The organism is Acinetobacter sp. YH01020, from assembly GCF_013420275.1.
GTDB lineage: Bacteria > Pseudomonadota > Gammaproteobacteria > Pseudomonadales > Moraxellaceae > Acinetobacter > Acinetobacter amyesii.
In genome coordinates this window covers 44,653-66,053 of record NZ_VOYN01000007.1, presented here as the reverse complement: position 1 = coordinate 66,053, position 21,401 = coordinate 44,653, and the positions used below count along the sequence as shown (strand labels likewise).

At 43.4% G+C, this 21,401-nt stretch carries 34 protein-coding genes; 27 read left to right on the top strand and 7 right to left on the bottom strand.

The window, feature by feature from the left end:
• Positions 1-81 precede the first annotated feature (81 nt).
• Positions 82-1,341 (top strand): dicarboxylate/amino acid:cation symporter, encoded by a 1,260-nt coding sequence (locus tag FTT85_RS04680; protein ID WP_180173249.1) that lies wholly within the window; start codon positions 82-84, stop codon positions 1,339-1,341.
• Here the strand turns inward: FTT85_RS04680 and FTT85_RS04675 are convergent.
• From FTT85_RS04675 to FTT85_RS04645, 7 genes are all read right to left on the bottom strand, one after another.
• Positions 1,338-1,763 (bottom strand): VOC family protein, encoded by a 426-nt coding sequence (locus tag FTT85_RS04675; protein ID WP_180182991.1) that lies wholly within the window; start codon positions 1,761-1,763, stop codon positions 1,338-1,340. The genes FTT85_RS04680 and FTT85_RS04675 overlap by 4 nt on opposite strands.
• 219 nt (positions 1,764-1,982) lie before the next feature.
• Entirely contained in the window at positions 1,983-2,927 is a 945-nt protein-coding gene (locus FTT85_RS04670; protein WP_078189287.1) for a metal-dependent hydrolase, read from the bottom strand.
• 156 nt (positions 2,928-3,083) lie between these two features.
• Positions 3,084-3,944: a ribosome biogenesis GTP-binding protein YihA/YsxC gene (yihA, locus tag FTT85_RS04665; RefSeq protein WP_180010522.1), complete on the bottom strand. Its 861-nt coding sequence runs from the start codon at positions 3,942-3,944 to the stop codon at positions 3,084-3,086.
• An 85-nt stretch (positions 3,945-4,029) separates the two neighbouring features.
• Positions 4,030-4,473 (bottom strand): Rrf2 family transcriptional regulator, encoded by a 444-nt coding sequence (locus tag FTT85_RS04660; protein ID WP_180182990.1) that lies wholly within the window; start codon positions 4,471-4,473, stop codon positions 4,030-4,032.
• 86 nt (positions 4,474-4,559) lie between these two features.
• Positions 4,560-5,768: an NO-inducible flavohemoprotein gene (hmpA, locus tag FTT85_RS04655; protein WP_078192460.1), complete on the bottom strand. Its 1,209-nt coding sequence runs from the start codon at positions 5,766-5,768 to the stop codon at positions 4,560-4,562.
• A gap of 150 nt (positions 5,769-5,918) precedes the next feature.
• Positions 5,919-7,502 (bottom strand): helicase HerA-like domain-containing protein, encoded by a 1,584-nt coding sequence (locus FTT85_RS04650; RefSeq protein WP_180010523.1) that lies wholly within the window; start codon positions 7,500-7,502, stop codon positions 5,919-5,921.
• 14 nt (positions 7,503-7,516) lie between these two features.
• Complete coding sequence (locus FTT85_RS04645) at positions 7,517-8,719, bottom strand: PLP-dependent transferase (protein ID WP_180182989.1); 1,203 nt, start codon at positions 8,717-8,719, stop codon at positions 7,517-7,519.
• 158 nt (positions 8,720-8,877) lie between these two features.
• Here FTT85_RS04645 and FTT85_RS04640 point away from each other — a divergent pair, with 158 nt between their 5' ends.
• The 26 genes from FTT85_RS04640 to rpsK all read left to right on the top strand — a co-directional run bounded on the left by FTT85_RS04640 (position 8,878) and on the right by rpsK (position 21,389).
• Entirely contained in the window at positions 8,878-9,615 is a 738-nt protein-coding gene (locus tag FTT85_RS04640) for a type 1 glutamine amidotransferase (RefSeq protein WP_078189281.1), read from the top strand.
• Between the two features lie 268 nt (positions 9,616-9,883).
• Entirely contained in the window at positions 9,884-10,195 is a 312-nt protein-coding gene (rpsJ, locus tag FTT85_RS04635) for a 30S ribosomal protein S10 (RefSeq protein WP_000070912.1), read from the top strand.
• Between the two features lie 59 nt (positions 10,196-10,254).
• On the top strand, positions 10,255-10,893 hold the full coding sequence (rplC, locus tag FTT85_RS04630) for a 50S ribosomal protein L3 (RefSeq protein ID WP_078189280.1): 639 nt from the start codon (positions 10,255-10,257) through the stop codon (positions 10,891-10,893).
• An 11-nt stretch (positions 10,894-10,904) separates the two neighbouring features.
• Positions 10,905-11,507, top strand: coding sequence for a 50S ribosomal protein L4 (gene rplD / locus FTT85_RS04625; RefSeq protein ID WP_180182988.1), 603 nt, complete (start codon positions 10,905-10,907; stop codon positions 11,505-11,507).
• Entirely contained in the window at positions 11,504-11,824 is a 321-nt protein-coding gene (gene rplW / locus FTT85_RS04620) for a 50S ribosomal protein L23 (protein WP_005012992.1), read from the top strand. Before rplD ends, rplW begins: the two co-directional genes overlap by 4 nt.
• Positions 11,825-11,835: 11 nt before the next feature.
• Entirely contained in the window at positions 11,836-12,660 is an 825-nt protein-coding gene (gene rplB, locus FTT85_RS04615; protein ID WP_078189278.1) for a 50S ribosomal protein L2, read from the top strand.
• Between the two features lie 19 nt (positions 12,661-12,679).
• Entirely contained in the window at positions 12,680-12,955 is a 276-nt protein-coding gene (rpsS, locus tag FTT85_RS04610) for a 30S ribosomal protein S19 (RefSeq protein WP_004281508.1), read from the top strand.
• 11 nt (positions 12,956-12,966) lie between these two features.
• Positions 12,967-13,296, top strand: a complete 330-nt coding sequence (gene rplV, locus FTT85_RS04605; RefSeq protein ID WP_035265103.1) for a 50S ribosomal protein L22 — start codon at positions 12,967-12,969, stop codon at positions 13,294-13,296.
• Between the two features lies 1 nt (position 13,297).
• Positions 13,298-14,050, top strand: a complete 753-nt coding sequence (rpsC, locus tag FTT85_RS04600) for a 30S ribosomal protein S3 (RefSeq protein ID WP_078189277.1) — start codon at positions 13,298-13,300, stop codon at positions 14,048-14,050.
• 3 nt (positions 14,051-14,053) lie between these two features.
• Positions 14,054-14,467 carry a 50S ribosomal protein L16 gene (rplP, locus tag FTT85_RS04595; protein WP_068909575.1) on the top strand — a complete coding sequence of 138 codons (414 nt, stop codon included), beginning with the start codon at positions 14,054-14,056 and terminating at the stop codon, positions 14,465-14,467.
• Positions 14,467-14,664, top strand: a complete 198-nt coding sequence (gene rpmC, locus FTT85_RS04590) for a 50S ribosomal protein L29 (RefSeq protein WP_005012982.1) — start codon at positions 14,467-14,469, stop codon at positions 14,662-14,664. Before rplP ends, rpmC begins: the two co-directional genes overlap by 1 nt.
• Positions 14,661-14,918, top strand: coding sequence for a 30S ribosomal protein S17 (rpsQ, locus tag FTT85_RS04585; protein WP_078189275.1), 258 nt, complete (start codon positions 14,661-14,663; stop codon positions 14,916-14,918). Before rpmC ends, rpsQ begins: the two co-directional genes overlap by 4 nt.
• Positions 14,919-15,007: 89 nt before the next feature.
• Positions 15,008-15,376: a 50S ribosomal protein L14 gene (gene rplN, locus FTT85_RS04580; RefSeq protein WP_005012978.1), complete on the top strand. Its 369-nt coding sequence runs from the start codon at positions 15,008-15,010 to the stop codon at positions 15,374-15,376.
• A gap of 9 nt (positions 15,377-15,385) precedes the next feature.
• A complete protein-coding gene (rplX, locus tag FTT85_RS04575; protein WP_078189274.1) occupies positions 15,386-15,703 on the top strand; it encodes a 50S ribosomal protein L24 in 318 nt (105 codons plus the stop codon).
• 15 nt (positions 15,704-15,718) lie between these two features.
• Positions 15,719-16,255 (top strand): 50S ribosomal protein L5, encoded by a 537-nt coding sequence (gene rplE, locus FTT85_RS04570; protein ID WP_067762907.1) that lies wholly within the window; start codon positions 15,719-15,721, stop codon positions 16,253-16,255.
• Positions 16,256-16,264: 9 nt separating this feature from the next.
• Positions 16,265-16,570 carry a 30S ribosomal protein S14 gene (gene rpsN, locus FTT85_RS04565; protein WP_067762906.1) on the top strand — a complete coding sequence of 102 codons (306 nt, stop codon included), beginning with the start codon at positions 16,265-16,267 and terminating at the stop codon, positions 16,568-16,570.
• 12 nt (positions 16,571-16,582) lie between these two features.
• Complete coding sequence (gene rpsH, locus FTT85_RS04560; RefSeq protein WP_078189273.1) at positions 16,583-16,978, top strand: 30S ribosomal protein S8; 396 nt, start codon at positions 16,583-16,585, stop codon at positions 16,976-16,978.
• Positions 16,979-16,991: 13 nt separating this feature from the next.
• Complete coding sequence (rplF, locus tag FTT85_RS04555; RefSeq protein ID WP_078189272.1) at positions 16,992-17,525, top strand: 50S ribosomal protein L6; 534 nt, start codon at positions 16,992-16,994, stop codon at positions 17,523-17,525.
• A 14-nt stretch (positions 17,526-17,539) separates the two neighbouring features.
• A complete protein-coding gene (rplR, locus tag FTT85_RS04550) occupies positions 17,540-17,890 on the top strand; it encodes a 50S ribosomal protein L18 (RefSeq protein WP_067762903.1) in 351 nt (116 codons plus the stop codon).
• 2 nt (positions 17,891-17,892) lie between these two features.
• Entirely contained in the window at positions 17,893-18,390 is a 498-nt protein-coding gene (rpsE, locus tag FTT85_RS04545) for a 30S ribosomal protein S5 (RefSeq protein ID WP_067762902.1), read from the top strand.
• Positions 18,391-18,396: 6 nt separating this feature from the next.
• Positions 18,397-18,573, top strand: a complete 177-nt coding sequence (gene rpmD / locus FTT85_RS04540; RefSeq protein ID WP_005012961.1) for a 50S ribosomal protein L30 — start codon at positions 18,397-18,399, stop codon at positions 18,571-18,573.
• A gap of 3 nt (positions 18,574-18,576) precedes the next feature.
• Positions 18,577-19,017 carry a 50S ribosomal protein L15 gene (gene rplO / locus FTT85_RS04535; RefSeq protein ID WP_078189271.1) on the top strand — a complete coding sequence of 147 codons (441 nt, stop codon included), beginning with the start codon at positions 18,577-18,579 and terminating at the stop codon, positions 19,015-19,017.
• A 45-nt stretch (positions 19,018-19,062) separates the two neighbouring features.
• Positions 19,063-20,382 carry a preprotein translocase subunit SecY gene (secY, locus tag FTT85_RS04530; protein WP_171263746.1) on the top strand — a complete coding sequence of 440 codons (1,320 nt, stop codon included), beginning with the start codon at positions 19,063-19,065 and terminating at the stop codon, positions 20,380-20,382.
• 20 nt (positions 20,383-20,402) lie between these two features.
• A complete protein-coding gene (gene rpmJ / locus FTT85_RS04525; RefSeq protein WP_000867907.1) occupies positions 20,403-20,519 on the top strand; it encodes a 50S ribosomal protein L36 in 117 nt (38 codons plus the stop codon).
• A 107-nt stretch (positions 20,520-20,626) separates the two neighbouring features.
• Complete coding sequence (gene rpsM / locus FTT85_RS04520; protein WP_078189269.1) at positions 20,627-20,983, top strand: 30S ribosomal protein S13; 357 nt, start codon at positions 20,627-20,629, stop codon at positions 20,981-20,983.
• A gap of 19 nt (positions 20,984-21,002) precedes the next feature.
• The gene (rpsK, locus tag FTT85_RS04515; protein WP_001040166.1) at positions 21,003-21,389 is read left to right on the top strand and encodes a 30S ribosomal protein S11; all 387 of its coding nucleotides are present in this window, start codon (positions 21,003-21,005) and stop codon (positions 21,387-21,389) included.
• The last annotated feature ends 12 nt before the right edge of the window (positions 21,390-21,401 follow it).

Here is a 21,401-nt window from a genome sequence, read left to right as displayed (position 1 = left end):
GAAATGCAGCAGTACATGTGACAAAAAATTCCTCGATTCCCAATGGGTCGCATGGCATAGTGCCTGAATAAAGGATGATAAATGCAAGGCACAATGAGCTTAAATACGCAGATTTTAATTGCCGCAATATTGGGTGTGGCATTTGGGTTTTTATTAATTCAGTTTCCAGAGACGCAGTTTTTATCCGCCAGCCTGTATGGCTTGGGGATTGCCAGTAGTATTTTTATTGGCTTGCTGAAAATGATCTTGGTTCCGCTGATCTTTAGTTCGATTGTGGTGGGGGTATCGAATTTACAAGCGGGTGGTCAGCTGAGTCGAACGTGGAAAATTACCTTAGCGTGCTGTGTCACCACCACGACTTTGGCACTGATCTTAGGTCTAGCATGTGCGCATATTTTTAAAGTTGGGCAGGGCGTGGACATCATCATGTTCCAAGATGCAATGCAACAGCATCAGAGTCCTGACACCCTCACAGCAGGTTCATTCTTTACCAATTTTATTCAAAATACACTGATCAATCCGTTTAAAGCCTTTAGTGATGGCAATGTACTCGCTGTCGTGGTGTTTTCACTATTTCTCGGTGTGGCCTTGGTCAAAGGCGGTGAAAAGTTCCGAAGTGTGAGAAAGCTCAGTCAGCAATTTTTCGACATCATGATGATGATCATTGGTTGGGTGATGAAGCTTGCACCGATTGGTATTTTTGCATTATTGGCTAAATTGATTGCTACAGAAGATATTTCGGTGTTGAGTCGCCTCGCGGAGTTTGCTGCCGTAGTCACAGGGACCACGATTTTCCATGGGGCAGTGGTGTTACCTCTGTTGCTTTGGATTTTTGGGAAAATGAGTCCACTGACATTTTTTAGAGGAACACGAGCTGCCTTAATCACTGCTTTTGCAACCAGTTCAAGTTCAGCAACGATGCCACTGTCGATGAAATGTGCGCAGGAAAATTTAGGCGTACGTCCTCAAACAGCAGGTTTTGTGATTCCATTGGGCACACAGTTAAATATGGATGGTACAGCGTTGTATGAAGCTGCTGCTGCGTTATTTATTGCTAACTTGATGGGCTTAGATTTAACCTTGGGTCAGCAGTTAATTGTCTGTGCAACCGCCATGATTGCGTCACTCGGCGCACCGGGCATTCCAAGTGCTGGAATGGTGACAATGATTATGGTTTTACAATCGGTTGGGCTTCCTGCAGAAGCCATTGCGATATTGCTGCCGATCGATCGTCTATTGGATACGGTACGGACTGTGGTGAACGTACAGGGTGATATGATGATTAGTGTGGTGGTGGATCGTCATACGCGAGATGTAGATGAACCAGCGTTGTCGAATTAAGCAGATAAAGAGCTAAAATGTGGGTTGTAGACGATCTCCCACAGATGCCCATCTAAGTCTTGAAAATAGCCTGCATAACCACCGTAAAACGTGGGCTGTGCGGGCTTAATTGTTTTTGCACCAGCGCGTTGGGCTTGTTGCATGATTTGATCGACGGCTGCGGGACTGTTGACGTTATGTCCAAGAGACATTTGCGTTGGACAAAACGCTGATGCACTAATTCTGGTGTCATGACTCAGGCTATCTTGTGGCCAGAGTGCGAGCTTTAAACCGTGTTGTAAATCAAAAAATGCCACAGCGCCATGTTCAAATTCAGTCCCAATAATCCCTGCGCTATTAAGGCCTAAACCGTCCTGATAAAACGCGAATGCAGCGTGTAAATCTTTCACGGCCAGTGTAATGACGGAGATGTGAGCGTGCATGGAGATGCTCCTGAACGATGTATTTTTATTTTAGGATGAGACTGAGTATAAATACATTTTAAAGAGAATAGGGAACTTGGAATAAATGTACTTTAAACCTCGAACTTATGACCTTTTCCATCTTGAGTGTGTTGATTGCGCAATAAAAAACGGAGCGTAATGGATGTGAGCACAAAAAAAGCAGGGCGAACCCTGCTTAATACAGATTTTAAATGGTGTTTATGCAACTTTCAGTGCGGCACGTTTTGCAGCAGGAGAGTTGTCGAGGTATGCAATCGCATCTTCCGTTTTTGCTTCATGCACAGGATCGTACCAAGGCATTAAATACCCCAATTGCTGCGACACTAACCAAAGTGGATGTGGCAATAAGCGATTGTCTTTTTGCGCGATACGCGCCCATTCACGCCAAATCCACGGTTTATATACGGCAGGTTTAATCGATGCATAGCGCGAGTCTTGCTGCATGATATGTGCTGCACCATCGACCCATAGACCAAGTACGGCAGCAATCACGATCACACTTTGATAATAGCGAGAAATATAGCCCCCACCGAGATGACGATACAAATCAAAAGCCACGGTACGATGTTCTATCTCTTCTGCACCATGCCATTTTACTAGATCGAGCATATTCGGATCGGCACCGAGGCGTTCCCACTCTTTGTTATATAAAGCATATTTGCCTAGTACGCAGGTCATGTGCTCAACTGTTGCAATCACCCCTAAACGAAAGAGATCCCATTGATGATCCAAAGCTTTAGGTACGTTGAGCCCTAAAGGTTGGTCCGCAAGCAGTTTGCCAAAGAGGAAGTCCATGATTTCAAGGTTGCGTTGAATACTGATATTGCGCTGAGACAGATATTCTTTATTGGCAGAGTTATGCGCCTGAGCATGCATGGCTTCTTGGCGGATAAATGCTTTAACGTCCTCTGCTAGTTTTTCATCTCTAATTTGTGGCAATACTTTGTTATACAGACGGCAAAACCAAAACTCACCAGCCGGTAAGATCATATTAATTTCATTAATAAAATAGCTGACAAATGGTTGGTTGGGCACCCAGTCAACTTGAGTATCTTGCCACTCAAATTTCACTTTGCGTGGCTTAATTTTATATTCGATTGATGATCCAAGTTTTGTGTTTCTCAAGCGGGAGAGTAATTTCATGACCTATCCTTGTTTTTATGTGATCGAGTACACATCTGATGTATTCAGTATCCAAAAAAATCCTGCATTGTGATTAGCAATACAGGACATTTCATTATCTTCAGATGATACTTTTTGTCAGACAATCATCCTTGCGCTGACTTTAAAATTACTGGATTAGTGGTCTGAATTTTTGCCTTCAGCTTGGGGTAAATCTTCAGATGTAGTGTCGACGTCATCGAATGCTTCCGCATCTGCATCGATTTCAATATCATCTTCCGATGCTTCAGGAATGCTATCAAGATCAAACTCTGTCGATTGTTCTAGAGTGAAGTTAAGACGACCCGCCATGACACTCGCTAACTCTTCTAAACCTTGTTTATTCAATGATGAGAACAATTGGATAGAGAAGTTCAGCTTCATTTTTTTCAATGCTGCTTTCACTTCTTGTAGTGCTTTAGAGGCTGGGCCACGGTTTAATTTATCTGATTTGGTGAGCAGTACGTGCACGAACAATTTACGAGAATGTGCCCATTCCAACATCATGACGTCAAAGTGTTGTAGTGGATGACGGATATCCATCAACAGCACAAGACCTTGTAAACTTTCACGGTGTATCAGATAGTTTTCTAACTCTTTTTGCCAAACGATTTTCATCGCTTCAGGTACAGCGGCATAGCCATAACCCGGTAAGTCGACCAAACGTTGATCAGGATTTCCTAGACTGAAAAAGTTGATCATTTGGGTACGACCCGGTTTTTTCGACGCACGTGCCAATTGTTTTTGGTTGGTGAGCGCATTAATGGCACTCGACTTACCCGCATTAGAGCGGCCAGCAAAGGCAATTTCATAGCCGGTATCTTCAACGCAGAGGTTGAGTTTAGGCGCACTCATTAAGAACTCAGCTTTGCGTAGCCAGTTGAGTGAGCGCACAGCATATTCAGTAATTGCAGAGTCTACTTTTTTCTCATAAGTAATCTTTTGCTTCGGCGCATTGGCCGCTTTACTGTTTCGTGATTTTCCTCTGTGCTGATGCATAACCCAACTTCAATAACTGATTTAACAACACGCATTATAAAGGAAGTCGGGCAGGCAAGCGAATTTTGTCGCAGGCAAAGTGAAATTAGAGATTGATCATTTGAATTGGAGATTGTGTTGTAAATTTAGATGCGCTGCTTGGTTGCAAGACATCGGCAAGTTTGTACTGATCGAGACTTTGATAAAACTGTTCTAAAGCTTGGTCTAAGATGTTTTTTAAACCACACTGACTGCGCAGTACGCAGGGTGGGTCGTTGCATTCAACAATCTGGTGATTACCTTGCAAAATCCGTACGATTTGACCGAGCTGAGCCTCAAGTGCTTCAGGGTTTAGACGAATACCGCCACCTTTGCCGCGGCTGGTGATTAACCAGTTTTGCTTTGCCATAAAATGCACAATTTTCACCAAGTGATTACGCGAAACGTGCAGGTCTTCTGCAATTTCAGCAATGTTATAAGGCACATCACGAGGGCGTGCTATATAGAGCAAAATGCGTAATGCATAATCGGTGAATTTATTGAGTTGCATGATAATACTGTGAGTCTGAGAGAAATAAATAAGGGCTAGTCTAGCATAACTAAACTAACCCTTTGTATTTCAGGTGAATAGCTTAGTTAGTGTTTTACACCACCAGTGCCGAAAGCTTCGCTGTGAATATTGCTAGCAGGAATACCACGAGCAATTAAAGCTTTCTGTTGTTCAGCCATAAATGGCATTGGACCGCAAAGGTAATAATCCGCATTGATCGGTAACAGTGCAGTATCCATGCTGCCTAAGTCTAGACGACCAGCAGCATCATAATCTTCACCTAACTTATCATTAGCATGAGGGAACTCATACGCTGTAAAGGTGCTAAGACGTGGGTATTTTGCTTCTAAATCCTGAATGTGTTTATGCATTGCATGCACTTGTTTGCTACGGCAGGCATGGATAAATGTTACAGGTTGTGGCATGTCTAAAGTCACCAACTGATTTAGCATCGCAATCATTGGTGTTAGACCTACACCACCACTGATAAAGACATTGCGTTTTTGGGAATCAATCAGGAAGAAATTACCTGTTGGTGCAGACACTTCGATTTCTGAACCGATCTCCAAGCCATGCAGTGTATTTGATACCCAACCTGGAACCAAGTCACCTTTCTGATCTTCACGTTTTACAGAGATACGTAAGTAGTTGTCTTGTGGGCTGGTAGACAGTGTATATTGACGTGGTTGTTTTAGACCCAGCTCATCGACCAATACACGTACAGAGATGTACTGACCTGCTTCATATTTTGGTAAATCACCACCATCAGAAGGCTCAAGGTAGAATGAGGTGATTTCATCACTTTCAGCCACTTTTTTCGCGATTTTGAAATTACGCCAACCTAACCAACTGCCTTTAGTTTGCTGATGTTGCTCATAAATCGCTTTTTCAGTGCTGATAAACAAGTCTGCCAATTGTCCATATGCTGCTGCCCAAGCTGCAATCAGTGGATCTTCCATTGAAATGCTTAATACTTCACTGATCGAGTGCAGCAAATTTTCGCCGACAATATTATAGTCTGGCGCTTGAATGTTAAGACTCACATGTTTATGCGCAATTAATTCTACAACTGGTAAAAGTACAGATGGGTCCTCAATATTTTCAGCATAAGCCAATACAGCACCCGCCAAGGCTTGTGCCTGAGCACCGCTGCGCTGATGTCCCATGTTAAAGGTTTCTTTGAGGTCAGGGTTATTGCCCAACATACGATTATAGAAGTAACCAGTCAGCGCGACACCATTTTCACGTAGAACAGGAACAGTAGCTTTTACTAGGTCAATTTGCTGCGGAGTCATAGCTGATCTCTCATGGCTGTTATTTATAAGATGTATTTAAAATACATTTTTAAATACATCCGCGCAATACATGTTTTAGTAAAAACCATAAAAAAATTATGGAATATAAAAAGATTCCATAAATTTGTACTTTTTAATTGGGCTTTTAGATTATTTCTTGCCGAAGATAGAACCTAAGAGGCCACGGATAATTTTCTGACCTGTCGACCCGCCCAAGCTGCGTGCAGCACTTTTTGCAAAAGTTCCTACCGTGTCTTGAATCAGTTTTTCACGTTGTTTGGCTGAACGCTCTGCTTCTTTTTGTTGTTCGCGCGCAAGGCGTTCTTGTTCACGTGCTTGCTGTTTGGCGAGTGCATCTGCTTCTTTGGCTTGTTGTTTGGCCAACGCTTCTTGTTCTTTGGCTTCTATTTTATCTTGTTCCGCTTGGACGGCTTGTTGTTGGCGCTCCGCCACTTTATTTTGCAAAAGTTCATAGGCACTTTCACGGTCTGCTTCGGTGTCATACACACCTGCAACAACGCTATTTGCCATGAGTGCTTTGCGTTCTTCTACAGCAATTGGACTAAATGAAGAATAGGGTGGCATCACCCAAGCACGCTCAACGATTTGGGGTGTGCCTTGTTCATCTAGACAACTAATCAGTGCTTCACCGACAGCCAGTTCCGTAATCACTTGATCGACTTTAAACGCAGGATTGGCTCGAAAAGTATCTGCTGCCGTCTTAACAGCTTTCTGATCTTTCGGGGTAAATGCACGTAGCGCATGCTGAACGCGGTTACCCAGTTGTCCTAAAACACTCTCAGGTAGGTCAAGTGGATTTTGCGTTACAAAGTAAATCCCGACGCCTTTAGAGCGAATTAGACGAACCACTTGTTCAATCTTTTCTTGTAAAGCAGGGCTGGCATTATCAAACAATAAATGCGCTTCATCAAAGAAGAACACCAGTTTGGGTTTATCCATATCTCCAACTTCGGGTAATTGTTCAAACAGTTCTGACAGCATCCAAAGTAAGAAAGTCGCATAGAGCTTAGGGGTATTCATTAACTTGTCGGCGGCGAGCAGGTTGATGTTGCCACGACCTTGTGCATCCGTTTGAATGAAATCCATGATATTGAGCGCAGGCTCACCAAAAAACTTGTCACCACCTTGATCGGCCAATGCGAGCAAATTACGTTGAATTGCACCTAAGCTTGCAGGTGATAAATTGCCATATTCATTTTTAAATTCTGCTGCATGTTCACTGACGTAGCTGATCATGGCTTTTAAGTCTTTAAAGTCGATGAGCAATAAGCCCTGATCATCAGCAATACGAAAGACCGCAGATAACACGCCTTCTTGCGTGTCGTTTAAATTCAGAATTCGGGCAAGGAGAAGTGGACCAATTTCAGAAATGGTGGTGCGAATGGGATGTCCTTGTTCACCAAACAAATCCCAAAACACCACAGGGGAGGCAGCAAAAGGAATGCTCTCGATATTTAAACTTTTAATTCGTTCGTCAAACTTAGGATTGCTTTCACCTGCTTTGGCAAGGCTAGAAACATCCCCTTTGGCATCGGCTAAAAATACAGGTACACCCAGCCGAGAAAAACTTTCTGCCAACACCTTCAACGTCACTGTCTTACCAGTACCTGTGGCGCCAGCAATCAAACCATGGCGGTTTGCAAATTGTGAATGAAGCACCACATCTTGTGTGGTGTCTTGTGTTTTTTTGCCAATAATAATTGGTGTACCCATAGATGCTCCTGTATTTATTCGAGTTGCTGTTTATTTAAATGTTGTAGTGCGTTTTCTATATCTTGTATTAAATCTGCAGGATGTTCTAGTCCTATACAGAAGCGAACCAGTAAGCCGGCTTGAATATGTGAATGTTCGAGTACACGCATATCTTTTAAGTTATATAGCATGACTAAACTGACTGGGCCACCCCAGCTAAAACCGAGCTTAAATAGTTTAAGTGCATCACAAAAGCGGCGTACATCTTGCAGGCTATATTTTTCATTAAATACCACGCTGACCAAGCCGGCACTGTGTTGTTCTGTACAAATTTCTTTCCAATACTGATGTCCTGCGGAAGCTTCATCAGCAGGATGTAAAACCTGTACAAAGGCTGGTTGCTGTTTTAGCCAATTTAATAAAGTTAAAGCACTTTGTGACTGGTGTTCATAGCGAAGGCGCATAGAAGCCAGACTGCGTTGTACTTGCGCGGCGTCATCACCAGAGATACTAATGCCTTGAATGGCGTGCGCACGAAACAGTTTGTGATGAAGCTTTTTATCTCGTGTAATTACCGAACCCATCAAAATATCCCCGCCGCCACTTGGGTATTTGGTCAAGGCATGTACACTGATATCGACACTCAGATGCTCAGCACTGAAATCAAAAGCATTAAAGGCAAGTCCTGCTCCCCAAGTATTGTCCAGTGCAGTGAGAATGTTGTGGGCTTGGGCTTTTTTGACCAAGCCGACTAAATCTGGAAACTCTAAAGTGACAGATCCAGCAGCTTCTAACCAAATAAGCTTGGCTTGCGCTGAAGGTGTGAATGAGTTGACATCAATCGGGTTATAAACCTTGACCACGATACTGTAGCGGGTTTCTAGGTTGCGTAGATGTTCCATATTTGGGCCATAGATATTATCTGCGACCCACACTTCATCCCCTTGACTTAAAAAACATGAATTGACCAAATTAATTGCAGATAAACCGCTTGGTGTGAGTAAGTGATACAAGCCACCTTCAATCTGAGCAATCTGATCGCCTAGGGTAAATGTCGTGGGGGTACCATGCGTGCCATAGCTATAGTCATAATCATCGGTCCAATGGCGATTAAATAGCGCATCTGTATTTTCGAAAATTATAGTGGATGCACGAAACAGGGGAGGTTGAACACTATTGATGTATTGCGGTGCCTTTCTTGGTGCATGAATGAGTTCGGTTTGAGGATTCTTTTTCACGTGGCGCTCTGAAATGATCAAAATAATAATGAATGTTCAAAAGAATACGACTAAAACGCATGGATTTACGATGCTTTTGTATAGAAAATTAAGTGAAAAGCAAAGTTGGCTTCATTCTTGCAAAACCGATATCAGAGCAACAACAATAGGTTTAGCGCATGAAGTCGCATTTAAAAGTACATTATTTTCAGCATATTGCTGGCGAAGGGTTCGGCAGTTGTTATGAATTTTTAAAACAGCATCAGGCCAAAATTACGGCCACAGAATTCTTTGCATTACCGGTCGATCAAGCCTTGGATCTCGAGGCTTTGCCGCATGTTGAAGATGTCGATTTACTTATCATTATGGGTGGGACCATGAGTGTAAATGATGAGGCAAATTTCCCATGGTTAAAAATAGAAAAACGGTGGCTGCGACGCTATTTAGCACTCGGTAAACCCGCAATTGGGCTTTGTTTAGGTGGGCAATTGATTGCCAATGCCTTGGGTGGTGCGGTGAGTCGAAATGCACAACAAGAATTGGGTTGGACGACCATCCGTAAGGTCGCTAACGTACCGCATGACTGTTTCAAACTACCTGAAGAGTTTAAAGTCATGCAGTGGCACAGTGAAACATTTGAAATTCCGAAAGGAGCGGTATTACTGGCAGAAAATGATGCATGTCGTAATCAAATGTATCAAATCGGGCAAAATGTTTTGGGCTTCCAATTTCATCCTGAAATTACCCCGGAAGTACTCGATTTATTTTTGGAAAATGATGAAGAAGTGGCATTTTTTTCAGGAACACATGTACAGCCAGTACATGATCTACGGAAAAGCGCAAAAAACAAATTTATTGAGGGAAATCAAATACTAAACCAAGCAATAGAGTATGTATTAAGAAAAAATGCCTATTGATTAAAAGTTAAGCAATTGATCTTGCATAAAAAATGAAAAATATAAGAAAAACAGCAAAAGACATTTGCTTATGCATTAAACAATAGCTATAATGGGCGACCCTTTGATGAAGGGGGTTAGCTACGAATAAAGTAGTTAACATCGTGACAGTCGCGGCATCGATCGTGACCTTAGTGATATTTCACTGCTCTTGACACTTGCCTCTTTTAAAGTGGGGTGAGATGCGTCAAGGGTGATTCTTTATATATTTGGCTTGGAGTTAACTGGTATGTCTAACCAGAGAATTCGTATCCGTCTTAAGTCTTTTGATCACCGTCTAATTGATCAATCAGCTCAAGAAATCGTAGAAACAGCAAAACGTACTGGCGCACAAGTTTGTGGTCCAATCCCGATGCCTACACGTATCGAACGTTTTAACGTTTTAACATCACCACACGTTAACAAAGATGCGCGTGACCAATACGAGATCCGCACTTACAAACGTTTGATCGACATCGTTCAACCTACAGATAAAACTGTTGATGCATTGATGAAGTTGGATCTTGCAGCTGGTGTTGATGTTCAGATCGCTTTGGGTTAAGGCTTTCGGTTAATTAACGCTCTAAGTTAATTAGGCCGCTTTTTTAGAGGTTTATGCACATGGCTATTGGTTTAGTCGGTCGCAAGTGCGGTATGACACGTATCTTTACAGATGCTGGTGTTTCTGTACCTGTAACAGTGATTGAGGTTGATCCTAACCGCATCACACAAATCAAAACGCTTGAAACTGATGGTTATCAAGCGATTCAAATCACTACTGGTGAACGTCGCGAATCTCGCGTAACTAATGCTCAGAAAGGTCACTTTGCGAAAGCTGGTGTTGCTGCTGGTCGTCTAGTTCAAGAATTCCGCGCTACAGAAGCTGATCTTGAAGGTCGTGAAGTTGGCGGAACTATCGGTGTAGATGTGTTCACAGTGGGTCAAATCGTTGACGTTACTGGTACATCTAAAGGTAAAGGTTTTCAAGGTGGTGTTAAGCGTTGGAACTTCCGTACTCAAGACGCTACACATGGTAACTCTGTATCTCACCGTGTTATCGGTTCTACAGGTCAAAACCAGACTCCTGGTCGCGTGTTCAAAGGCAAAAAAATGCCTGGTCACTTAGGTGCTGAACGTGTAACTACACAGGGTCTTGAAATCGTTGCTATCGACGCAGAACGTTCAGTTCTAGTTGTTAAAGGCGCGGTTCCTGGTGCTACTGGTGGCGACGTTACTGTTCGTCCTACTATCAAGGCCTGAGGGGAAATAACGTGAATTTAAATACTGTTTCCGGCTCTGCTGTTGAGTTATCTGAAGTTGCGTTTGGTCGTGATTTTAACGAAGCTCTTGTACACCAAGTTGTTACAGCTTACTTAGCTGGTGGTCGTCAAGGTTCTAAAGCGCAAAAATCACGTGCTGACGTTTCTGGCGGTGGTAAAAAACCTTTCCGTCAAAAAGGTACTGGCCGCGCTCGTGCTGGTTCTATTCGTAGCCCAATCTGGGTTGGTGGTGGTAAAACTTTTGCTGCTCGTCCACAAGACTGGTCTCAAAAAGTAAACCGTAAAATGTATCGCGGTGCTATGCAATGCATCCTGGCTGAGCTTGTTCGTCAAGATCGCCTTGTTTTAGTTGAAGAGATTGCTGTTGCAGCTCCAAAAACTAAAGAATTGCTTGCAAAACTTAACGACTTGAATGCACCTCGTGCATTAATCGTTACAGATGCTGTTGATGAGAACTTGTATCTTGCTGCTCGCAACATTCCATACGTTGATGTGGTTGATGCTGCTGCAATCGATCCTGTTAGCTTGATCGCGTTCGATAAAGTTGTTATGTCTGTTGCTGCTGCTAAGAAAATTGAGGTAGAACTCGGATGAACAACGAACGTATCTATCAAGTCCTACAAGGACCTGTATTCTCAGAAAAAGCACAAGTTTTAGGCGAAACTGCTGGTGTTCAAGTGTTCAAAGTTGCACTAGATGCAAACAAACTTGAAATCAAAAAAGCCGTTGAGCAACTATTTGGTGTTCAAGTTGTTAAAGTTAACACAACGATCACTAAAGGTAAGACTAAACGCTTTGGTAAAACATTAGGACGTCGTTCTGATGTTAAAAAAGCATACGTCACCCTGAAAGCTGGCCAAGATGTTGAAATGGCTGACTTGGGCGATACCGCTGAAAACGCAGCGGAATAAGGACGAAAATTATGCCGATTCAAAAATGTAAGCCAACGTCTCCAGGACGTCGCTTTGTAGAGAAAGTGGTTCATAACCACCTTCACAAAGGCGCGCCATATGCTCCGTTGGTTGAAGCTAAAAAACGTACTGGCGGTCGTAATAACAACGGTCACATTACAACTCGTCACGTTGGTGGTGGTCATAAACAGCACTACCGTATCGTAGACTTCAAACGTAACAAAGACAGCATCCCAGCTGTAGTTGAGCGTATTGAATACGATCCAAACCGTACAGCTCATATTGCTTTATTGAAATATGCTGACGGTGAACGTCGCTATATTATTGCACCTAAAGGCCTTCGCGCTGGTGATCAAGTTCAGTCTGGTAACGATGCTCCAATCCGTCCAGGTAACTGCTTGCCACTTCGCAACATGCCTATCGGTTCTACTCTTCACAACATCGAGCTTAAAATCGGTAAAGGCGCACAATTAGTACGTTCTGCTGGTACATCTGCTCAATTGTTGGGTCGTGACGGTTCTTACGCTATCATTCGTCTTCGTTCAGGCGAAATGCGTAAAGTACACGTTGAATGCCGTGCTGTGTTAGGTGAAGTTTCTAACTCAGAAAGCAACCTTCGTTCACTTGGTAAAGCAGGTGCATCACGCTGGCGTGGCGTTCGTCCTACCGTACGTGGTATGGCGATGAACCCAGTAGACCATCCACATGGTGGTGGTGAAGGACGTAACAAAGGTATTCAACCTGTAAGTCCATGGGGTCAAAAAGCTAAAGGGTACAAAACACGTACCAACAAGCGTACGACTAAGATGATCATTCGCGACCGTCGCGTTAAGTAACAAGTAAAGGAATCTGACAATGCCTCGTTCTCTGAAAAAAGGCCCATTCGTCGATGCGCACTTGTTCGCTAAGGTTGAAGCGGCTATCGCGGCTAATAACCGTAAGCCGATCAAAACTTGGTCGCGTCGTTCGATGATCTTACCGGATTTTGTTGGTCTAACAATTTCTGTACACAATGGCCGTAACCATGTTCCAGTGATTGTATCTGAGCATATGGTTGGTCATAAATTAGGTGAATTCGCGCCAACTCGTACCTATCGTGGTCACGGTGTTGACAAGAAGTCTAAACGTTAATAGGTGCTATGATGGAAGTAACTGCTAAATTACGCGGTGCCGCTATCTCGGCACAAAAAGCACGTTTGGTTGCAGACCTAATTCGCGGCAAATCTGTTGCGCATGCTTTGAATATCTTAAACTTCAGCAACAAAAAAGCTGCAGTTTTAGTTAAAAAAGCATTGGAATCTGCGATTGCAAACGCTGAACACAATAACAGTTTAGATGTAGACGACCTTAAAGTTTCTACGATCTACGTTGATGAAGGCATGAGCCTGAAACGTATTTTGCCACGTGCTAAAGGCCGTGCAGATCGTATTACTAAGCGTACTTGTCACATTACCGTTAAGGTAGGGGTTTGATATGGGTCAGAAGGTTCATCCAATCGGTATCCGCCTAGGTGTTGTGAAACGTCATAACGCTAACTGGTATGCGAATCCGAAACAATATGCTGAATATTTGCTAAAAGATCTTCAAGTTCGTGAGTTTTTAACTAAAAAACTTAAGAATGCGATGGTAAGCAATATTCTTATCGAACGCCCTACAGGCGCAGCTAAAGTAACTATTAGCACTGCACGTCCTGGTATCGTGATCGGTAAAAAAGGCGAAGACATTGAGAAATTACAACGCGAATTAACAGCCATTATGGGTGTTCCTGCGCAAGTAAGTATCAACGAAATCGATCGCCCAGATTTAGACGCTCGTTTAGTTGCTGAAGCAATCGCTTCTCAATTAGAAAAACGTGTAATGTTCCGTCGTGCTATGAAGCGTGCGGTTCAAAACTCTATGCGTGCTGGTGCTAAAGGTATCAAAGTAGAAGTTTCAGGCCGTCTAGGTGGTGCTGAGATTGCTCGTACTGAATGGTATCGTGAAGGTCGTGTACCTCTTCATACTCTTCGTGCTGACATCGACTATGCTACTATGCGTGCTGAGACTACTTACGGTACGATCGGCGTTAAAGTATGGATCTTCCGTGGTGAGATCTTGGGCGGCATGAAACAAGTCATGAACCCAGCTCCAGCTGAAGAACGTCCAGCTAAACGTGGCCGTGGTCGTGGTGAAGGTCAAGAGCGTCGTGGTCGTCGCAATGATCGTTCTGCTGAAAAAGGAGAATAATCCATGTTACAACCTAAACGTACTAAATTCCGTAAAGTGCAAAAAGGCCGTAACACTGGTCTAGCACATCGCGGTAGCTCAGTATCTTTTGGTACTATTGCACTTAAATCAGTTGAACGTGGTCAAATGACAGCACGTCAAATTGAAGCAGCGCGTCGTACAATCAGCCGTCGTATTAAACGTGGTGGTAAGATCTTTATCCGTGTTTTCCCAGACAAACCAATTACTGAAAAACCATTAGAAGTTCGTATGGGTAAAGGTAAAGGTTCTGTGGAATACTGGGTTTGCCAAATCAAACCAGGTAAAGTCTTGTACGAAATTGATGGTGTTAACGAAGAACTTGCTCGCGAAGCGTTTACGCTTGCTGCTGCAAAACTTCCGTTTAAAACCACTATCGTGACTCGGACGGTAATGTAATGAAAACTAATGATCTACGTGAAAAGTCGGTAGAAGAGTTGACAGCTTTGCTTGATGAGCAACAGCTTAACCAATTCCGTCTTCGTATGGCGAAAGCAACTGGTCAATTGGGTAAATCGCACGAAGTTGCGCTTACTCGTAAGACAATTGCTCGTATTAAGACCCTCCTTACCGAAAAACAGGGGAACGGACAATGAGTGAACAAACAGTTCGCACGTTAACCGGTAAAGTAGTTAGCGACAAGATGGACAAGTCTATCGTTGTTCTTATCGAACGCCGCGTTCAACACCCGTTGTATGGCAAATCAATCCGCCGTTCAACTAAATTACACGCTCATGATGAAAACAATGTTGCTAAAGTTGGTGACGTAGTAAGCATCAAAGAAAGCCGCCCAATTTCTAAAACTAAGTCTTGGACTTTAGTTGAAGTTGTTGAAGCTGCTGCTGAGTAATTAAACGTTCTTGCATCATCGGTCAATTTCGAGTACTCTTTGAGCCTTTCGAAATTGCGACCGGTGATGCTCGGTTTTGGAGTAGGGCAATGATTCAAACCGAAAGTATGCTAGACGTAGCAGACAACAGTGGTGCTCGCCGCGTACAATGTATTAAAGTACTTGGTGGTTCACATCGTCGTTATGCTTCTGTTGGCGACATTATTAAAGTTACTGTAAAAGAAGCTATTCCACGCGCACGTGTTAAAAAAGGTGACGTGATGAATGCTGTAGTTGTACGTACAAAATTCGGCATCCGTCGTGCAGATGGTTCAGTTATTCGTTTCGACGATAACGCAGCTGTTATTTTGAACAACAACAAAGCGCCGATTGCAACTCGTATTTTCGGACCAGTGACTCGTGAACTTCGTACTGAACAGTTCATGAAAATTATTTCATTGGCTCCTGAAGTTCTATAAGAGGCACTCATGGCTAAGATTAAAAAGGGCGATCAAGTAATTGTGATCGCAGGTAAAGAAAAAGGCAAACAAGGTACTGTTTTGTCTGTTTCAAATGACCGTGTTAAGGTTGAAGGCCTTAACTTGGTAACGAAGCATCAAAAGCCTAACCGAGCTACTGGCGCTGAAGGCGGCATCGTAACTCAAGAAGCTGAGCTTCATATCTCTAACGTGGCAATTTTTAATGCTACAACCCAAAAGGCTGACCGTGTTGGTTACCAAGTGATTGAAGGCGTGAAAACTCGCGTATTCAAATCTAATGGTGAATCAGTGGCGGTAGCGAAGTAATAGGTTGACTAGGCAATGGCCAGACTTAAAACGCGTTACAACGACGAACTTAAGGCTCAATTAAAAGAAACATTGGGCGTTAAGAATGTGATGGATATTCCTCGCATTACAAAAATCACCATCAACATGGGTGTTGGTGCTGCATCAGCTGACAAGAAATTGTTAGATGGCGCTCTTTCTGATATGCAAGCAATTGCTGGTCAAAAACCAGTACTTACTTTAGCTCGTAAATCTATCGCTGGTTTCAAAATCCGTGATGGTTGGCCGATCGGCTGTAAAGTTACTTTACGCGGCGAACGTATGTACGAATTCTTAGACCGTTTGATCTCTATCGCGATCCCTCGTATCCGTGACTTCCGTGGTTTCTCTGCGAAATCATTCGATGGTCGTGGTAACTACTCAATGGGTCTTAAGGAACAAATCATGTTCCCTGAAATCGATTTTGATAAGATTGATCGTATTCGTGGTATGGACATTACCATCACTACGACTGCTCGCACCGATGACGAAGGCCGTGCGCTTATGCGTGCATTCGGCTTCCCGTTCAAATAAGAGGTCGATATGGCTAAGAAAGGTATGATTAATCGCGAATTGAAACGCGAAGCTACTGTTGCTAAATACGCTGCGAAACGTGCTGAATTAAAAGCAATTATCGCAAACGTTAATGCATCAGACGAAGAACGTTTCGAAGCGATGATGAAATTTCAAGCATTACCACGTAATGCGTCTCCAGTACGTCTACGTAACCGTTGTGGTTTAACTGGTCGTCCTCATGGTTACTTCCGTAAGTTCGGCTTAAGCCGTAACAAATTACGTGAAACAGTAATGCAAGGTGATGTACCGGGCGTTGTTAAGGCAAGCTGGTAAGGAGCACTATAAATGAGTATGCAAGATACCGTTGCCGACATGCTAACACGTGTTCGTAACGCACAAATGGCAAAGAAACAAACTGTTTCTATGCCAAACTCAAAGTTGAAAGTTGCGATTGCTAACGTACTTCAACAAGAAGGTTATATCGCTGATGTAGCTGTTGCTGACAATGAAGGCAAAGCGACTTTAACGATTACTTTAAAATATTTCGAAGGCAAACCAGTTATTGATACTGTGAAACGCGTAAGCCGTCCTGGTCTACGTCAATATCGCGGTAAAGATGCACTTCCTAGCGTTAAGCAAGGTTTAGGTATTGCAATTGTTTCTACAAGCAAAGGCATCATGACTGATCGCGCTGCACGTGCTGCAGGTATCGGTGGTGAAGTTATTGCTTTTGTTTCTTAATAGGTGATTCCTCATGTCTCGTGTGGCTAAAGCCCCAGTAACTGTACCTAACGGTGTTACAGTTACTCAGAACGGCCGGCAGGTCGAAGTGAAAGGCAGCAAAGGTACATTGTCTTTCAACCTGCATGCGCTGGTCGAGCTAAAACAGGAAGACGGTACTCTAGTTATTGCTCCTAAAGCTGAATCTAAAGATGCTTGGATGCAAGCTGGTACTGCTCGCGCTGTGCTTAACAACCTTGTAAAAGGTGTTAACGAAGGTTTCGAACGTAAGTTACAGCTTATCGGTGTTGGTTATAAAGCTGCGGTTAAAGGTAACATTGTTAACCTTAACCTTGGTTTCTCTCACCCGATCGACTACAACCTTCCTGAAGGTGTAACTGCAGAAACTCCTACTGCAACTGAAATTGTACTTAAATCAGCTGATAAAGCTAAATTAGGTCAAGTTGCTGCAGAAATCCGTGGTTACCGTCCGCCAGAGCCTTATAAAGGTAAAGGTGTTCGTTATTCTGACGAAGTTGTACTTCGTAAAGAAGCTAAGAAGAAATAAGGCGCGAGGTTCTTATGAACGAAAAGAAACAATCCCGTTTGCGTCGTGCGAAAAGCACACGCTTGCACATCCGTGCATTGGGTGCGACTCGTTTGTGTGTAAACCGCACTCCGCGTCACATCTATGCTCAAGTTATCTCTGCAGATGGTGGCAAAGTATTAGCGCAAGCTTCTACTTTAGACGCTACTCTACGTGCTGGTACTACTGGTAACGTTGAATCGGCTCAGAAAGTTGGTGCTTTAATTGCAGAACGTGCTAAAGCGGCTGGTGTAACTAAAGTTGCATTTGACCGTTCTGGTTTCAAATATCATGGTCGTATCAAAGCCTTGGCTGATGCTGCTCGTGAAAACGGCTTGGAGTTCTAATCATGGCTAAAGTTGAACAAAACGAAGGTCTTGTTGAAAAGCTGGTTGCCGTTGATCGTGTAGCCAAAGTTGTTAAGGGTGGTCGTATCTTCTCTTTCACAGCATTAACTGTTGTGGGTGATGGTAATGGTCGCGTAGGTTTTGGTCGTGGTAAAGCACGTGAAGTTCCAGCTGCTATTTCTAAAGCACTTGAAGCTGCTCGTCGCAACATGATTACTGTTGACCTTGTTGACGGTACTGTTCAGCACCCTATCAATGCTCGTCACGGTGCAAGCCGCGTTTACATGCAACCTGCTTCTGAAGGTACTGGTGTAATTGCTGGTGGCGCTATGCGTGCAGTTTTAGAAGCTGTAGGTGTACGTAACGTATTAACTAAGTGTTATGGTTCTACTAACGCTGCTAACGTAGTAAACGCAACTTTTAACGGTTTGCGTGATATGACTTCTCCTGAGAAAGTTGCTGCGAAACGTGGTTTATCAGTAGCACAAATTCAAGGGTAATCAATCATGAAAACGATTAAAGTTACCCAGACTAAATCTTCATCGCATCGCTTGAAAAATCACAAGCTTAGCCTTAAAGGTTTAGGTCTGCGTCGTATTGGTCATACAGTTGAAGTGCAAGATACGCCTTCTAACCGTGGTATGATCAACCAAGTTTACTATATGGTTAGTGTAGAGGAATAAGCCATGACTCTGCGTTTAAATACAATTGCACCTGCAGAAGGTGCTAAGCGTGACAACCTTCGTTTAGGCCGTGGTATCGGTTCTGGCGTTGGTAAGACTGGTGGCCGTGGTGTCAAAGGTCAAAACTCACGTAAGAGCGGTGGTACACGTCCTGGTTTCGAAGGTGGTCAAACTGCGTTATATCGTCGTTTACCTAAATTCGGTTTCACTAGCCAAATGGCTTTGAAAACTGCTGAAGTACGTTTATCAGAACTTGCTAAAGTTGAAGGCGACATCGTGTCTCTTGAAACTTTAAAAGCTGCTAACGTTGTACGTAAAGATATGTTGCGTGCACGCATCGTACTTTCTGGTGAAATTACTCGTGCATTCACTGTTCAAGGTGTTGCATTGACTAAAGGCGCTAAAGCTGCTGTTGAAGCTGCTGGCGGTAAAGTCGAGGAGTAATCCCCAGTGTCTATGACTCCTAGTTCGACAGGTCATGTTAACATGATGAAAGGCCAACCTTTTCATGTGAAATATCGTGAAATTATTCGCCGTATGATGTTCCTCATCGGGGCGTTGTTGGTTTTTCGACTGGGAGCACATATTCCAGTACCGGGCATTAACAATGCCGCACTAGAGAATCTGTTTAATGCAAACCAAGGTACGATCCTTGGTTTGTTTAACATGTTCTCAGGTGGTGCATTAGAGCGTATGTCAATTCTTGCTCTTGGGATTATGCCGTATATCTCTGCATCGATTATCGTGCAGTTAATGTCTACGGTTGTTCCTTCGCTGGAAGCTTTAAAGAAAGAAGGCGAACAAGGTAAGCGTAAGATCAATCAATATACGCGACAAGGCACATTGTTTCTTGCACTTGTGCAAGCTGTTGGGATGTGTGCAGGTCTGATTAGTCAAAATATTACTTTGACTAGTGGACTTGCTTTTTACGTTCCTGCTGTAACTTCTTTGGTTGCAGGTACAATGTTCCTGATGTGGTTAGGTGAGCAAATTACTGAGCGTGGAGTAGGGAATGGTATTTCCATGATCATCTTCGCTGGTATCGTTGCTGGTTTGCCGAACTTGGTTCTGCAATCTTTAACCTCAGTAGATAATGGGCAATCAAGTTTAATTGGTCTTGCAATCTTTGCATTGCTATCTGTTGCAGTGTTAGCAGCAATTGTGTTTATTGAGAAGGCGCAGCGTCGCATTCCAGTAAACTATGCTCAAAAACAACAAGGTCGTCGTGTATTTACTGCTCAGCAAACACATTTGCCATTAAAAATTAATATGGCGGGTGTGATTCCTGCAATTTTTGCGAGTTCATTGCTATTGTTCCCAGCGAGCTTAGGGCAATGGGTTGGCAGTGCAGACCCAAATGCTGGTGTGATTAAACGTGGCCTACAAGATTTGGCACTCGTATTGTCGCCGGGTCAACCGATGTATTTGGTGCTATTTGGTGCATTAATTATCTTCTTCTGTTACTTCTATACTGCGCTAGTATTTAGCCCGAAAGAAGTGTCAGAGAATTTAAAACGTAGTGGTGCTTATGTACCGGGTATTCGTCCTGGTGAGCAAACTGCACGCTATTTAGATCATATTTTGAATCGTTTGACTTTTATTGGCGCGGTTTATATCACAATCATCTGTTTAATGCCGATGATTCTACAAAGCTCATTTGGTATTCCATTTAGCTTAGGTGGTACGTCTTTACTGATCGTAGTGGTGGTGGTGATGGACTTTATGGCTCAGCTCCAAGCTCATCTCACATCGCATCAATATGACAATCAATCGTTAATGCGTAAAACGACTGCTCATCCGAAAGGATAAGCGCACTTAGAGGTTTCATTATGAAAGTTCAAGCTTCTGTAAAGAAAATTTGTGGTAGCTGTAAAGTTATCCGTCGTAATGGGGTTATTCGCGTAATTTGCAGCGCAGAACCTCGTCATAAGCAGCGTCAAGGTTAATCTGATCAAGACCTGTTGATTTCAGTAGGCTAATTAGGTTATTATCCGCCCCTCAAAGATTTTGTCGGGCGGTTGATTATCTTAACTGCCTTTTTGGAGAAAATTGAATGGCTCGTATTGCCGGTGTAAACATTCCGGATAACAAGCATGCTGTTATCTCTCTAACGTACATTTTTGGTATTGGTCGCCACACTGCAAAAGCTATCTTAGCTGCTGCTGGTATTGCACCAACAACTAAAATTCGTGAATTAGATGACGCTCAGCTTGATGCGATTCGTGCAGAAGTTACTAAGGTTCCTACCGAAGGTGATTTACGTCGCGAAATTTCCATGAACATTAAACGTTTAATGGATTTAGGCTGCTACCGCGGTCTTCGTCATCGTCGCAGCTTGCCTGTCCGTGGTCAACGCACCAAAACTAACGCACGTACCCGTAAAGGTCCGCGCAAACCTATTAAGAAATAAGATTTCTGGAAGCTAAAAGATGGCTAAAGATACTCGCACACGCAAGAAGGTCACTCGTACCGTCTCTGAAGGTGTTGCACACATTCACGCTTCTTTTAATAACACCATTGTGACTATTACCGATCGTCAAGGTAATGCACTGGCTTGGGCTACCTCTGGTGGACAAGGCTTCCGTGGATCACGTAAATCAACTCCGTTTGCTGCTCAGGTAGCTGCTGAAGTTGCTGGTAAAGCTGCTTTAGATTACGGTTTGAAAAACTTGGACGTCCTTGTAAAAGGTCCTGGTCCAGGTCGTGAATCTGCGGTTCGTGCTTTAGGTGCAGTGGGTTATAAAATTAACAGCATTACCGATGTGACGCCAATCCCGCACAACGGTTGCCGTCCACCTAAAAAACGTCGCGTGTAAGGAGAAACATTC

Bases quoted from the DNA above. Each gene is read 5' to 3' on its own strand.
- FTT85_RS04650 (WP_180010523.1), bottom strand. From the start codon at position 7,502: ATGGGTACACCAATTATTATTGGCAAAAAAACACAAGACACCACACAA.
- hmpA (WP_078192460.1), bottom strand. From the start codon at position 5,768: ATGACTCCGCAGCAAATTGACCTAGTAAAAGCTACTGTTCCTGTTCTA.
- rplX (WP_078189274.1), top strand. From the start codon at position 15,386: ATGGCTAAGATTAAAAAGGGCGATCAAGTAATTGTGATCGCAGGTAAA.
- rplR (WP_067762903.1), top strand. From the start codon at position 17,540: ATGAACGAAAAGAAACAATCCCGTTTGCGTCGTGCGAAAAGCACACGC.
- rpsQ (WP_078189275.1), top strand. From the start codon at position 14,661: ATGAGTGAACAAACAGTTCGCACGTTAACCGGTAAAGTAGTTAGCGAC.
- rplN (WP_005012978.1), top strand. From the start codon at position 15,008: ATGATTCAAACCGAAAGTATGCTAGACGTAGCAGACAACAGTGGTGCT.
- rplF (WP_078189272.1), top strand. From the start codon at position 16,992: ATGTCTCGTGTGGCTAAAGCCCCAGTAACTGTACCTAACGGTGTTACA.
- rpsC (WP_078189277.1), top strand. From the start codon at position 13,298: ATGGGTCAGAAGGTTCATCCAATCGGTATCCGCCTAGGTGTTGTGAAA.
- rpsN (WP_067762906.1), top strand. From the start codon at position 16,265: ATGGCTAAGAAAGGTATGATTAATCGCGAATTGAAACGCGAAGCTACT.
- yihA (WP_180010522.1), bottom strand. From the start codon at position 3,944: ATGCATCAGCACAGAGGAAAATCACGAAACAGTAAAGCGGCCAATGCG.
- FTT85_RS04675 (WP_180182991.1), bottom strand. From the start codon at position 1,763: ATGCACGCTCACATCTCCGTCATTACACTGGCCGTGAAAGATTTACAC.
- rplW (WP_005012992.1), top strand. From the start codon at position 11,504: ATGAACAACGAACGTATCTATCAAGTCCTACAAGGACCTGTATTCTCA.
- rplB (WP_078189278.1), top strand. From the start codon at position 11,836: ATGCCGATTCAAAAATGTAAGCCAACGTCTCCAGGACGTCGCTTTGTA.
- rplC (WP_078189280.1), top strand. From the start codon at position 10,255: ATGGCTATTGGTTTAGTCGGTCGCAAGTGCGGTATGACACGTATCTTT.
- FTT85_RS04640 (WP_078189281.1), top strand. From the start codon at position 8,878: ATGAAGTCGCATTTAAAAGTACATTATTTTCAGCATATTGCTGGCGAA.
- FTT85_RS04680 (WP_180173249.1), top strand. From the start codon at position 82: ATGCAAGGCACAATGAGCTTAAATACGCAGATTTTAATTGCCGCAATA.
- rpsS (WP_004281508.1), top strand. From the start codon at position 12,680: ATGCCTCGTTCTCTGAAAAAAGGCCCATTCGTCGATGCGCACTTGTTC.
- rplV (WP_035265103.1), top strand. From the start codon at position 12,967: ATGGAAGTAACTGCTAAATTACGCGGTGCCGCTATCTCGGCACAAAAA.
- rplO (WP_078189271.1), top strand. From the start codon at position 18,577: ATGACTCTGCGTTTAAATACAATTGCACCTGCAGAAGGTGCTAAGCGT.
- rpsH (WP_078189273.1), top strand. From the start codon at position 16,583: ATGAGTATGCAAGATACCGTTGCCGACATGCTAACACGTGTTCGTAAC.
- rpmC (WP_005012982.1), top strand. From the start codon at position 14,467: ATGAAAACTAATGATCTACGTGAAAAGTCGGTAGAAGAGTTGACAGCT.
- rpmD (WP_005012961.1), top strand. From the start codon at position 18,397: ATGAAAACGATTAAAGTTACCCAGACTAAATCTTCATCGCATCGCTTG.
- FTT85_RS04670 (WP_078189287.1), bottom strand. From the start codon at position 2,927: ATGAAATTACTCTCCCGCTTGAGAAACACAAAACTTGGATCATCAATC.
- rpmJ (WP_000867907.1), top strand. From the start codon at position 20,403: ATGAAAGTTCAAGCTTCTGTAAAGAAAATTTGTGGTAGCTGTAAAGTT.
- rplE (WP_067762907.1), top strand. From the start codon at position 15,719: ATGGCCAGACTTAAAACGCGTTACAACGACGAACTTAAGGCTCAATTA.
- rpsK (WP_001040166.1), top strand. From the start codon at position 21,003: ATGGCTAAAGATACTCGCACACGCAAGAAGGTCACTCGTACCGTCTCT.
- FTT85_RS04660 (WP_180182990.1), bottom strand. From the start codon at position 4,473: ATGCAACTCAATAAATTCACCGATTATGCATTACGCATTTTGCTCTAT.
- rpsE (WP_067762902.1), top strand. From the start codon at position 17,893: ATGGCTAAAGTTGAACAAAACGAAGGTCTTGTTGAAAAGCTGGTTGCC.
- secY (WP_171263746.1), top strand. From the start codon at position 19,063: ATGAAAGGCCAACCTTTTCATGTGAAATATCGTGAAATTATTCGCCGT.
- rplP (WP_068909575.1), top strand. From the start codon at position 14,054: ATGTTACAACCTAAACGTACTAAATTCCGTAAAGTGCAAAAAGGCCGT.
- rpsJ (WP_000070912.1), top strand. From the start codon at position 9,884: ATGTCTAACCAGAGAATTCGTATCCGTCTTAAGTCTTTTGATCACCGT.
- rpsM (WP_078189269.1), top strand. From the start codon at position 20,627: ATGGCTCGTATTGCCGGTGTAAACATTCCGGATAACAAGCATGCTGTT.